The 9,525-nt window shown below is 71.4% G+C and carries 9 protein-coding genes; 8 read left to right on the top strand and 1 reads right to left on the bottom strand.

Translation table 11 applies throughout. From position 1 onward, the window contains the following. The first annotated feature begins 162 nt into the window (after positions 1 to 162). Positions 163 to 651, top strand: a complete 489-nt coding sequence (locus E1182_RS26420; protein WP_243706427.1) for a septal ring lytic transglycosylase RlpA family protein — start codon at positions 163 to 165, stop codon at positions 649 to 651. A 65-nt stretch (positions 652 to 716) separates the two neighbouring features. Here the strand turns inward: E1182_RS26420 and E1182_RS26415 are convergent, their stop codons facing one another. Next, positions 717 to 1,949, bottom strand: coding sequence for an SUKH-3 domain-containing protein (locus tag E1182_RS26415; RefSeq protein ID WP_132270237.1), 1,233 nt, complete (start codon positions 1,947 to 1,949; stop codon positions 717 to 719). A 74-nt stretch (positions 1,950 to 2,023) separates the two neighbouring features. On the opposite strand from E1182_RS26415, the gene E1182_RS26410 reads away from it, so the two are divergent. The 7 genes from E1182_RS26410 to E1182_RS26380 form a co-directional block, all read left to right on the top strand. Continuing rightward, positions 2,024 to 2,455 carry a YbaB/EbfC family nucleoid-associated protein gene (locus E1182_RS26410; protein ID WP_371687605.1) on the top strand — a complete coding sequence of 144 codons (432 nt, stop codon included), beginning with the start codon at positions 2,024 to 2,026 and terminating at the stop codon, positions 2,453 to 2,455. Beyond that, the gene (locus E1182_RS26405) at positions 2,448 to 2,792 is read left to right on the top strand and encodes a hypothetical protein (RefSeq protein WP_132270231.1); all 345 of its coding nucleotides are present in this window, start codon (positions 2,448 to 2,450) and stop codon (positions 2,790 to 2,792) included. The genes E1182_RS26410 and E1182_RS26405 overlap by 8 nt, the downstream gene beginning before the upstream one ends. 18 nt (positions 2,793 to 2,810) lie before the next feature. Beyond that, positions 2,811 to 6,812 (top strand): toxin glutamine deamidase domain-containing protein, encoded by a 4,002-nt coding sequence (locus tag E1182_RS26400; protein WP_132270229.1) that lies wholly within the window; start codon positions 2,811 to 2,813, stop codon positions 6,810 to 6,812. After that, on the top strand, positions 6,781 to 7,122 hold the full coding sequence (locus E1182_RS26395; protein WP_132270226.1) for a hypothetical protein: 342 nt from the start codon (positions 6,781 to 6,783) through the stop codon (positions 7,120 to 7,122). The genes E1182_RS26400 and E1182_RS26395 overlap by 32 nt, the downstream gene beginning before the upstream one ends. Before the next feature lie 158 nt (positions 7,123 to 7,280). Further along, positions 7,281 to 7,520, top strand: a complete 240-nt coding sequence (locus tag E1182_RS26390; RefSeq protein ID WP_132270224.1) for a hypothetical protein — start codon at positions 7,281 to 7,283, stop codon at positions 7,518 to 7,520. Between the two features lie 68 nt (positions 7,521 to 7,588). Continuing rightward, entirely contained in the window at positions 7,589 to 8,398 is an 810-nt protein-coding gene (locus tag E1182_RS26385) for an endonuclease V (RefSeq protein ID WP_132270222.1), read from the top strand. A gap of 339 nt (positions 8,399 to 8,737) precedes the next feature. Then, positions 8,738 to 9,525, top strand: a 788-nt coding sequence (locus E1182_RS26380; protein ID WP_132270219.1) for a hypothetical protein, incomplete at its 3' end; no start/stop codon positions are given.

The raw sequence follows: 9,525 nt of genomic DNA, 5'->3' as shown, positions 1-9,525 counted from the left end.
GCCCTAGCCCGGCCCCTGGCCCTAACCCGGCCCTTGGCAGGTTGCGCCATGTTGCGCGTCCGCCGGATCTTGTCGCAGAGTTTGGGAACCTTCCTGACGAAGAATCTGAACCCCGCGAGGTTTTCAGCCGTACTCCGCATGGAAGGAACTGGGGAGGAAGAGATGGTGCAGGTGCAGCGGAAGCACGTACTGGCGGCCGGAGTGGCGCTGGCGGCCACCGCGGCGGCGGTGGTCGGGACCACGATCGGCTTCGCCGACACCACCTCCAGCCAGCCGAGCGCCTGCTCCGGGTCGGTCACCTTCTCCGCCGAGAGCGGCACGCCGGCGGCGACCAGTGACCGGTTCCCGGTCGGTACCCGGCTTCGGGTGACGAACCTGGACAACGAAAGAGTGGTGACGGTGACCGTGACCGGCCCGTCGGGCAGTTGCGTGCTGCTCAACACCGCCGCCATGGACGCCATCCGGGCACCGGGCAAGAACGTGATCCGCCGCCATCTGGTGGAACGTCTCGCCGACGACACACCCCCGCCCGCAGACGCGGTTCCGCCCGGCGAGGTGACCCCGACCGCCGACCAGAAGCGACCCGGCAGCGCCCGGCCACCCGCCTCGTCGGCCAGTTCCCCGACGGCATCGGCCGGACCCGGCGGGTGAGCCGCCCCGATCACCTGTCCGGGACGCTGTAGGGCGGGCTGCCCCACCGGGACGAGCGGGCCGCGTCACCAGGTGCCGTCGTCGCGGACCCGGGCCGGCGCGAGACCGAGCAGCAGCGTGGTCAGGGCGGTGTCGATGTCCCCGCCGAGGAACCATTCGCCGGCCTGGTCGAGAGCGAAGACCCGGCCGTGTTCGTCGACGGCGAGGATGCTGTCCTGGCGTTCCAAGCCGATCGGAAACAGCCGTACGCCGAGCACCGAACCGAAGTCGGCGAGCGTGTCGGCGCTGTGCGCCGCCCAGGTCGGGTTGGTGTCGAACTGGCGGATCCACACCTGGGCACCAGGCCGACGGCGGAAGGTCACGATCGCCGGGAAGTCCAGGAAGACCCGTTCCGCCGCGGGAAAGGGCTCGTGCCGGTGGGTGCGGCCGGCCACCTCGCAGGTCTCCTCGATGGCCCCCTCCGCCAGCGCCCAGTTCACCGGGTTCTGGTCCCAGCCCGCGTCGGCCAGTGCCTGTGCCACCTCCGGCGGAAAGCGGCCGTCGACCGGGATCGGTCGGTTGATCACCGGCGGTTCGGTGATCCCGCCCAGCTCACCCCAGGGCAGTACGCCGAAGTCCACCAGAGCCGTCGTACACGACTCGCAGGCATCCCTGACCTCGCCACCGTTGGGGTCACCGGTTTCCCGTACCTGGAAGGTCTGGAACCGGCCGTTCGAGAGCAGCGCCTTCGCCTGCTCGGCCGTCATCGCCGGCTGGCCGGCGGCGGCGCGGCGGTGGTCGTACTCGTGCAGCACGTCGGAGACCACCACCAGTTCGGCGTGCCGGTCCCCGCCACGCACGAGGTGCCCGGGCGGCAGTGCGTCCAGATAGGCGCGGACCAGCCGGTGGTGGCGGAGTTCGACGTCGCCCTTGACGCCCTGGGCGACGTACGTCCGGCCGTCGACGGTGAGGTGGGCGACGGTGGTCGGGGTGGGCAGGCGCCGCAGCTCGCGGAGCAGTTGGCTGGCCGGATCGACGGTGCGGGGTGCCGGACCCCCGGCGGGGCGGCTGCTGCGGTACATCTGCTCGACCGTCGCGGCCGGTACGCGGGGCCAGGTGGAGACCTCGCCGGTCTCCTTGTCGACGACGGTGGTCGGCAGGTCACCGGGGACGGTGCCGACCTCGGCAGCGACGACCGACCGGATGACGTACCCCAGGTCGAACTCGTCGATCGAGGGGCGGCATTCGTACCCGAGGCGTTGCGAGTCGCGACGGGCCCACACCGTGGCGAGTTGCTCGGCCTGCTGACGATCGATCACGCCCCGAAATTACCGGACCCCCACGACTCCGTGGCACCCGGTATGGTTCGGCTGACCGAACGTGACCGGGGAGGGTGGCGTTGGCCGACAGTGTGGACCGGGACGCCAACCGCGCGCTCCGGGCGCGGTTCGACGAGGTCTACGGGCAGTACCAGCAGCTCCGTTCCGGTCTGGACGAGTTGCAACGGAAGCTGGCGCAGCTGCGGGTGGTCGAACGCTCCGACGACGGCCAGGTCACCGCCACCGTCGGCCCCCGCGGTGAGCTGATCTCGGTGGAACTGCAACCCGCCGTCTTCCGGGAACGGGACGCCCGGGCGCTCGGCGAGAAGATCACCGCCACGGTCCGCCGGGCCACCGCCGCCGCCGTCGCTGCCACCCAGGAACTGGTGGCGGCCCACCTCCCCGCCAACTCCGGCACCGTGGAGTACCTGCGCACCGGCGACTTCGGCACCCTGCTCGGGCGGGCCGACGCGGTGGTGCGGGGCGAGGCGGGCCGACATGGCTGAGGAGCGGCTCTGGCTCGATCCCGACCGGGTCCGCCGCGCCGCCACCGATCTACGCCTCTCCGGCGAGGCCGTCAGCGCCCGGCGGCAGCAGATCGGCGACCGGATCGCCGAGGCGAGCGCCGTACGCCCCTGGGGCCGCGACGACATCGGCGCCGCGTTCGAGAAGAGCTACCGCGGCTACGAGGAGACGCTGCTGCGGGCCTGGGAGGGGCTCGGCCGGACGCTGGCGGGGCTGGGCGCCGACGTGGCCACCTCCGTCGCGGCCACGGTGGACACCGACGTCGCCGCCGGCCGCGCGATCGACGCCGTACCCGGTCGGCACGATCACCGGCGCTGAGGCGCGGAGGAGAGCGGCGTGAGCATCCTGCCCAGCCCCATCCCGCACCCGCTCGACTACAGCCCCTGGGAGCTTCCCGGTTGGATGTACGAGGCCCTGGACTGGGTCGTCGGGGTCGAGTGGCCGGAGGGGAACGAGCGCGCCGTCTGGGACCTCGCCGACGAGTGGTACGCCGTCGCCGCCGCGTTGGCCGGTCCGCGGGACGACGCGATCGCCGCCGCCGCCGAGGTGGGTCGCGGGTACGGGGGCGTGGGCCTGGTGGCCGAGGCGTTCGACCGGGCCTGGCGACGCACCGCCGAGGGCGACGACGCACCCCTGCACGTCCTGCTCGCCGTGAGCACCGACCTGGGCCGGCTGGTCGAGGAGTGCGGCTGCGACATCGAGGGCGCGAAGATCGAGGTCTGGATCGAGCTGGGCATCCTCGTCGTCGAGCTGATCTCGTTGGCGGTGGCCACCGCCCTCACCGCAGGCGCGGCCTCACCCGCCGCCGCCGGGGTGATCGCCGCCACCCGCCTCGTGGTGCAACAGATCTTCAAGCGGCTGCTGGCCCAACTCGCCAGGAAACAGCTCAAGGCGGGCCTCAAGGAAGCCGGGGAGCGGGCCGCCAAGGAGGTGACCAGGGGCGGCGTACGCGGGCTCGGCAAGCGCACCCTGCGCGGCGGGCTGGAGGAAGCGGCGGAGGAGTCCGGGATCAACCTCGCCACCCAGGCGTACCAGAACTCCACCGGGCGTCGCGACGGCCTGGACCTGGCCGACCTGGGCACGTCGGCGGTCGGTGGCCTGGCCGGCGGCGCGGTGGTACCGCTGGCCGGCCTGGGGCGGCACGCGAACAGCCGGGGCGGTCGGATCGCCGAGCACCTCGGGCGCGAGATGACCGGTGAGACGATGGCGGAGGGTGCGGCGAGCCTGGCCACCGGTCAGGGCGTCCTGTCCCCGGAGGACGCCGCCCGGGCAGCCGTCTCCGGTGTCGCCGGTTCGGCGACCGGTCAGGCCGACGCGGCGCTGCGTGCCCGCCTCGACGGGCAGCTCGCCGCGCTGGCCGCGCCCCTGCCGTCGACGAGCCTGCCGTCGCCGTCCACGCCGGACCTGCCGCTCTCCTCCAGGGTGGACCCGCCTGCTCCGGTGGACCCGCCTGCTCCGGTGGACCCGCCTGCTCCGGTGGATCCGCCGCTGTCGTCGCCGGTGACCGTCGGGCCTGTCGAGGGCACCCCGGCCGGGCCGCTGGATGACGGCCCGGCCACCGGGCCGGACGGCCGCCTGGCCGGTGGTGCAGCCGTACCGGCCGAGAGCGGTGGGCCCGCCGGCCCGTCGTCCGTTCCCGCCGATGTCGGTCCACAGGCGGGGTCCGGCGCGCTGGCGGCCAGCCCGACGCTGTCGTCGGTGACGACGGAGCGTGCCTCGCTGCCACCGCAGCCGGTCGATCCGGCGGCGACGGGGCAGCCATTGGCAGCGGCGACGAGCAGCCCCGTCGCGGCCAGCACCGGCGTGGCCGCCGCCGGCACCGTGCCGGTTTCCGGGGCGCTCGGTTCCAGCACCCAGCCGTCCTCCGGGCGGTTCGGTGGCGGCGGCGATGTGACCGTCGGCGCCGCCACGTCGGTCGGCGCACCATCGACCAGCCCGGCGGACGGCCGCGGTACGCCGGTGCCGACCCTCGGTACGCAGCACGGCGAGACAACCTCGCCGTCCCTGCCGCGGCCTGCGCCGGCGGTGCCGGCGCAGGCCCAGTTCGACGCCGACGCCGCCGCGCCGTCGGCGAGGCACCGGTTTCCCGAACTGGCGGCCCTGGCCCCCCGGCCGGCGACGCCACCGCCGGCCGTCCGTCCGCCCGCACCTCGACCGGCGCCGCCCGACGAGCCGCCCCGCCCGAGGACGCCGCAGTGGTACGCCGCCAGGTGGGCAGCCGAGCGGGAAGCTCTCGAACGGCGCCGGTACCAGGGGTACTTCGAGTCACAGCGCGCCTGGTACGAGGACCGACGGCGTGAGGAGCTCACCACTCGTCTGCGCCGATCGGCGAGCGGTTACCTGGACCGCGCGGGCTGGCTGCGGCGGCGAGGTCGGGAGTTCGCCGGGGCCGGCCTCACCCTGCGCGCCGAGCACATGTTCCAAGCCAGCGTGGCGGCGGAGCGCGACTTCTACGAACACACGGACCGGGCCGACGCGGTCCGCGACGGTCGGGTCGTTCCCGACCAGGTGGTGATCGACGACCCGACCGACTTCCACCGGATCAACGACGACGTGGCCGAGCTGGCTCCCGGTGCCGTCGAGACGAGTGATCGTTCGGGCCTGACCTGGGACGACCGCCCGCCGCCGATCGACCGGTCCCGCCCGTACGGCCGTTGGGGTGGACTACGGCCGCCGTTGGCGTTGCACCAGACCGACCTCGAACGAGCGATGCCCCGCCACTCCGACGGTGCCATCATGCGTACCGCCGATCCCCGGCAGGGCAGGTGGTTCTCGCTCGCCAACGACGGCGGACCGGCGGCCGACCCCACCCGGGGCATCAACTGCCTTGACTGCACCCTGTCGCTCTACGAGACGTGGATGCACGGCCGGCCGAGGGTGTCCGCCCCGCGTACCTTCGACGGCTACGAGGCAGGGGACATCACCAAGCCGATCCTGGGCGAGCAGGGCGGGCCAGGACGGGTCGAGGCGGTGACCGGCGGGCGTTTCCAGCGACTGATCGAGTCATCGGGGGACGGGCGGCGGAACCCGGCCCGGCAGCGGGCTGCCGTCGAGCACGGGTACGACCAGCTTGAGATCCAGTTACAGCTCGGCGGCCACGGCAGCTACGCCTTCCTCATCACCGAGTGGGAAGACGGCGGGTCGCACGCCTGGGTGGCGCTCAACCAGAACGGGACGATCCTCTACCTGGATCCGCAGAGCGGCACGGTTCGGGACCAGCCCCTCTACGCCCACGTGGGGGTTCCCCACCACGACAACGTCGTCGGCATGGATGCGCTGATCCTCGGCGGGAACGGCCAGCCGATGCCGCTGCGCGGCCTGGCCCGAGGCCGGTTCAGCGCTCGGTCCGAGCCACCCGGCGGGCCGCCTGCCGGCCGGCCGGCTGCGTCCGAGCCGGAGTCCGCCGACGACGCCGCGTACCTCGACGGGGCGGGCGTTGGTCATGCGGGCAGTGCTTCCTCAGTAGGTGAACCTGCTCGTGACCTACTATCCATGAACAGCTTCGCTCAGTTGACACCACACGAGCAGGTGGTCCTGCGCGGCCTGCATCAGCAGGCGGAGCGAGTAGCTGACAGGGTCCAGAACGCTTTGGTTGAAGTTGGCCAGCGTGTCGCCGTCATCCTTGGCGGCGATGCGTACGTGGAACTGCGAGACCAAGAGCACCGCGTGAAGGGCCTTGACTCCCTTTCGCGAAAGTTCCTCGACGAGGCGGCGACTGAAGGTATTTCCGTCGAAGAATTCAGCCGTGATGTCAACGATGTGTTGAGGTTTTGTGTGGCCCTGCCTGATGATGCTCCTTACGCTGATTCGATCGAGCATTTCCTCGCAGGGTTGGAGCAAGCAGGATTCGGGGTTGGTGACAACCTGTGTAAGAACTTCTGGCGAGTTGGCAACCGGTTCTACGGTTTCAACTGCACGATCCGGTCGCCGGAGGGGCAGGTCTTCGAGTTGCAACTGCACAGCGAGCGGTCGAGGGCCGTTTGGCTGACAACCCACAACGCTTACGAGGTGCTCAGGCGTGCGGATCAGCCGGGCCCTCACCGTGTCCGGGCATTTCTCAAGATGCTGGTCCTGAACAAAGAACACGGAATGCCTGATGCGGTGCCGGAGCGGCTTGGTGAGAGATTCGCGCCGAAAGATGCTACCTTCGCCAAGTGGATCCACCGGAACGGTGGGTGTTGGCGGCAGTACTTGCGGGAACTCGATGCTGCTGGGCTAAATTTTGCGGAAGAGGTTCGACGGTGCGGGTTGACAAGGGACGATTTTCCAGTCGCCTCTGACCTTGAGCACAAGATGGAGCGGGCGGATGTTGACCTACTACGTCATTTACCGGGATGAAGAAAGAGTAAATCCCAGCGGCACCTTTGTGGTGGATGTGTCGAACGGTCGGGCGTTTCTGTGGGATCACAGGAAGAAAGCATGGTCGTACAATCCGGAGTTGGTCTTTCGCTTCCTGGACGACTATCGCAACTACGACCGGTACGTGGAGGTGGAGCGGTCCGTGGCGGAGCAGGTGGCGTTAACTGTCAGCGATGGTTTTTCCCTCCCTGACGATGCCGGCTTCAATCGAATCTACCTGGATACTGATGAAAGTCGTTCCCTTCCCCAACCGAGTTGCTCCCCTTCGACAAAGAAAGGCTCTGAATAGTGATTCGCCGATCAGTTACGGAGCATCCGTTGTCCCTGTGGCCGCCCCTGGCATTGCCAGCTGAGTGAGGCGTGTGCCGGAAGATCTTCCATGCGAGGCCTTCCGTGGTTTGCTTCGCCTGGTCAGGGGTGGTTGTGGCAGGCAAATATGATCATGCCATGACGGGGTTTGGTAACGGGGGGCGACGCTGGTTCGCCTCGGGATTGGGTCTTCTCTTCGGTGTCGTCATCGGTACGGCTCTGTTCGAGGGCGCTAGCGGGGTGGCGTTCGGTGTCGCCATGGGCACGACCGTCGCGATCGCCTTCGGTGCCATGGATGGACGTGGCTCGGCGGAGAATGGTCCCGAGGGGGGCGACTCGGCGATGAACAGTCCCGAGGAGAGCGACTCGGCGATATGACCGGTCCGCAGCCGCTGGAGCCGCACCAGGTACGGCATACGGTGTCCACCGGCGGGCAACACCCCCAGATGCGGCAAACGGAGTCGATCAAGCCGCCCGACTCCGACCCCGGCACCGGTGCCGGGGTCGCGACGGAGGTCGGGGTCGGGGGCGACGAGGGGTGGCCGCGGACGGTGGAGGCGGCGCTGGCCGTACAGGAGCGGCTGCGTCCACTGGTGGACCTGGTCGGGCCCGGCCCGAGTCGGCCGGCGACGGTGGCCGGCCTGGATGTCGCGTACGCCGAGAGCGGCGATCTACTCGCGGCGGCGGTGACCGTGCTCGACGCGGCGACGCTGGCGGTGGTGGACCGCGCGGTCCACGTCGGTGTGCCCTCCTTCGGGTACGTGCCGGGGTTGTTCGCATTCCGGGAGCTGCCGGCGTTGCTGGCCGCGTTGGATGCGCTCCGGATCCGCCCGGACCTGCTGGTCTGCGACGGCCACGGGCTGGCTCATCCGCGCCGGTTCGGGCTGGCCTGCCACATCGGTGTGGTCACCGGGCTGCCGGCGATCGGGGTGGGCAAGACCCCGTTGGTCGGTGAGTGGACCGGGCCGGCGTGGGAGCGCGGGGCGAGCGCGCCGCTGGTCGACGGGGGCGAGACGGTCGGGCGGGTGCTGCGTACCCGGGACGGCGTGAAGCCGGTCTTCGTCAGCGTCGGGCACCGGACAGGGCTGGACGAGGCCGTCGACCGGGTGCTGGCCCTGACCCCGCGCCACCGGCTGCCGGAGACAACGCGGACCGCCGACCGGCTGTGTCGGGAGGCCCTCGCCGCCGCCGGTCGCGGCGCCGGGCGTGGTGCCGCCGGCCCGGCCGGCGACCACCGCCACCGGTCAGCGCGGTAGAGCCACGCGAGATGCGGCCTATGGGGGTGTCCATCACCGGGCAACGCGCCATGTTCGGCAAACCGAGTCGATCAAGCCGAGTCGAAACCGGTCCGACCGGTTCTGAGGCCGGTCCGACTGGCTCCGGGGTCGGCCCGACCCGCTCCGGGGTCGGGCCTCGGCCCGGGTCCGACCCCGGCGAGCGCTTCAGCCCACGTCCGCCGGGGTAAGCCGGCAGGGTAATGCGGCACACATGTGGAGCGTTCAATGACCGGGGTGCCCCCTGACCCGGTAGTAACCTGACCGCCGGACCCGCGGGGAGACGGTGAGGAACCCGTGGGCAGACGGTGAGGTGGACAGATGCACGGGGCACGCCTGGTGGCGGGCGCACTGCTGGGCGGCCTGCTGGTCGTCGGCGCGGCTCCCGCGTACGCCGCCGGGGACAGGGGCACGGTGCGCGCGGCGGAGGGCATCACCGCCGACGGCTCTCCGGGCGGCGTTCCGACGGAGGTGCGCAAGCCTACCGACGGGTGCGTGCCCGGCGGCGGGGGTGGCGTGGTCGCCGCCCGTACCTCGCCGGCGGATCCGACGTTGTGCAGAGGGAAGAGCCGCAAGGTCCGGGTCGCGTTCTTCGCAGGCGCGGTGGCGGGCCGGCTGGAGGTGGTCGGCGAGGTGATGGCGGCGACGGGACGGTTCACCCGCCGTGGCGCGGACACCTCCCGGGTCGGTGGGCGTGCTGCCGCGTCGCCTGCTGCGAGCCTGGTGTCCACCGTGACCGACACCCCGAGTGCGACCAGCATCCCGGTCGCCGCCACGGACGTGCCGACCCCGGCCGTCCTCGCCGCCCCGCGCATCGGCCCGGCCACCGCCGCTGCCGTCGAGTCCTCCGGAGGATCCATGATCATGTGGTTCGGTGTCGCCCTGGTCGTCGTCGGTGTCGGGCTGATCGCCTTGCTGATCCGGGTCAATCGCAGGGACCGCCGGCGCGTCGAGGAGACCACCGGCCACCCGGCCGTTCCGCTGCCGCGCAACCCCGGTCCGACCACCTACCGCTCCGGTGGCGGGCTGCCGGACGTGACTCCCGCGCCGACCGCCCGGGTGTACGGCCAGCAGCCGGCCGTCCCCGCCCCGACCGCCCGGGTGTACGG

This window comes from Micromonospora sp. KC721 (assembly GCF_004348355.1).
In the GTDB taxonomy this organism is placed as follows: Bacteria; Actinomycetota; Actinomycetes; order Mycobacteriales; family Micromonosporaceae; genus Micromonospora.
This window is presented reverse-complemented; position numbering and strand designations above follow the sequence as displayed.

Excerpts from the sequence above, each read along its gene's own strand:
- E1182_RS26420 (WP_243706427.1), top strand. The coding sequence starts at position 163 with ATGGTGCAGGTGCAGCGGAAGCACGTACTGGCGGCCGGAGTGGCGCTG.
- E1182_RS26390 (WP_132270224.1), top strand. The coding sequence starts at position 7,281 with ATGACGGGGTTTGGTAACGGGGGGCGACGCTGGTTCGCCTCGGGATTG.
- E1182_RS26395 (WP_132270226.1), top strand. The coding sequence starts at position 6,781 with ATGTTGACCTACTACGTCATTTACCGGGATGAAGAAAGAGTAAATCCC.
- E1182_RS26405 (WP_132270231.1), top strand. The coding sequence starts at position 2,448 with ATGGCTGAGGAGCGGCTCTGGCTCGATCCCGACCGGGTCCGCCGCGCC.
- E1182_RS26385 (WP_132270222.1), top strand. The coding sequence starts at position 7,589 with ATGCGGCAAACGGAGTCGATCAAGCCGCCCGACTCCGACCCCGGCACC.